Annotated in this window: 2 protein-coding genes; both read right to left on the bottom strand. The window is 68.1% G+C overall.

What is annotated here, in order from left to right; translation table 11 throughout:
- Positions 1-101 precede the first annotated feature (101 nt).
- A complete protein-coding gene (locus tag FKP22_RS28470; RefSeq protein WP_141291469.1) occupies positions 102-629 on the bottom strand; it encodes an ECF-type sigma factor in 528 nt (175 codons plus the stop codon).
- A gap of 80 nt (positions 630-709) precedes the next feature.
- Positions 710-1,849 (bottom strand): ABC transporter permease, encoded by a 1,140-nt coding sequence (locus FKP22_RS28465; protein ID WP_141291467.1) that lies wholly within the window; start codon positions 1,847-1,849, stop codon positions 710-712.
- Positions 1,850-2,014 lie beyond the last annotated feature (165 nt).

Genomic DNA, 2,014 nt, shown 5'->3' with positions numbered 1-2,014 from the left:
TCGCGGCCGGCTTCGTTCAGCGGCAGGGCCTGGTCCAGCAGGCGCGAGAGCCGGGCCAGGTCGGCAGCGGGCAAGGGCATGGCCGAAAGACGCTCAGCCGCTCAGGCCAGCGCGGCCTTCAGCATCAGCCTGGCCTTCTGCCAGTCGCGGCGCACGGTGCGGTCTGTGATGCCCAGCGCGTCGGCAATCGTCGCCTCGTCCAGCCCGCCGAAGCAGCGCATGTCGACGATGCGGGCCAGCCGCTCGTCCACCTGGGCCAGCTCTTCCAGCGCTTCGTGGATGCGCAGCACCTCGCTGTCGTCCACCGCCAGCGAGTCGCCGATCTCGGTGTTCAGCGTGACCTGGAACTGCCCGCCGCCGCGCCGCTCGGCATGCCGCTGGCGCACGAAGTCGATCACGACGAAACGCATGCTGCGCGAGGCATAGGCCAGGAACTGCCCTGGCGGCAGCTGCGCCAGTGCTGCATCTTCCTGCTGCTGCATGCGCAGGTAGGACTCGTGCACCAGCGCCGTGGTGTCCAGCAGCGTGATGTCCTCGCTGCGGCGCAGCCGGGCCCGGGCGAGGCGGCGCAGGTCCTGGTAGAGCTGTTGGAACAGGGCGTCTGCGGGCGGCGGCTCGGCGGCAATCATCAAAGGCTCTCCGAGGGCGAAGGGAGTGGGCGGGGCGAGTATGCCAGCGGGGCGGGGCGTGGGAATTGGTGTTTCTTGCCTCAATCCAGGGTCTGCCGGTACCTCGCCAAGGCAACGGTGCCTGCGACGACGAGGAAACCGAGCAGTGGCCACAGCTCCGGCAGCACCTGGCCCATGGTGTTGCCCTTGAGCAGGATGCCGCGCACGATGCGCAGGAAGTGCGTCAGCGGCAGCAGCTCGCCCAGGTGCTGGGCCCAGACCGGCATGCCGCGGAACGGGAACATGAAGCCCGACAGCAGCATCGACGGCAGGAAGAAAAAGAAGGTCGCCTGCAGCGCCTGCATCTGGTTCTTGGCCAGCGTGGAAAACGTGAAGCCCACGGCGAGGTTGGCCAGCATGAAGACGCCGATCATGACCATCAGCAGCGCCAGGCTGCCTTCCATTGGCACTTCGAACAGGAAGGCCCCGGCCGAGAGGATGACGCCCAGCTGGATGTAGCCCACCAGGATGTACGGCAGGATCTTGCCGGCCATCACCTCGAATGGGCGCACAGGCGTTGCCAGCAGGTTTTCCATCGTGCCGCGCTCGCGTTCGCGCGTCATCGCCAGCCCGGTCAGCATCACCATCGTCATCGTCAGGATGGTGCCGATCAGGCCCGGCACGATGTTGTAGCGCGACAGGCCTTCGGGGTTGTAGCGGCGGTGGATGCGCATCTCGAACGGTGCCGGCCCGGGCTGCAGGTGCGCCAGCGGGCCGCTGAGTTCGCGCTGCAGCGCGGTGCTGCCCAGCTGAGACAGCGCGGCCAGCGCATTGCCGGCGGCCGAGGGGTCGGTCGCGTCCACGCTGACCAGCAGCGCAGGCTGCTCGCCGCGCACCAGGCGGCGGCTGAAGTCCGGCGGGATGACGATCAGGAACTGCACCTCGCCGTCGGCCACCAGTGCGTCGCCGGCGGCTTCGCTGGCGGGCTGGGCAATGACCTTGAAATAGCCGGTGTTCTGCAGCGTGGCCAGCAGGCTGCGCGACATCGTGCCGTTGTCGTGGCTCACCACCGCGGTGGGCAGGCCCTTGGGGTCGGTGTTGATCGCGTAGCCGAACAGCACCAGCTGCAGGATGGGCACGCCGACCGCCATTGCGAAGGTCGGCCGGTCGCGCATCATCTGCTGGAATTCCTTCAGGAAGATGGCCCACATCCTGGCGACGCTGAACCTCTTGCTCTTCATGCCTTCTCCCTCGCGGCGCCGCTGCCGAAGTTGTCCGGGCTCTGCGAGATCAGGCTGATGAACACGTCTTCGAGCGACGCCTCGGCCGGCGCCCAGCGCAGGCCCGGCTGGTGCTCGAACGGCGCAATGGCACGCTTCAGCGCCGCTTGGTCCTGGCTGGCCACG

Origin of the sequence: Ideonella azotifigens (assembly GCF_006519715.1) — a bacterium.
In the GTDB taxonomy this organism is placed as follows: domain Bacteria; phylum Pseudomonadota; class Gammaproteobacteria; order Burkholderiales; family Burkholderiaceae_C; genus Ideonella; species Ideonella azotifigens.
This window is presented reverse-complemented; position numbering and strand designations above follow the sequence as displayed.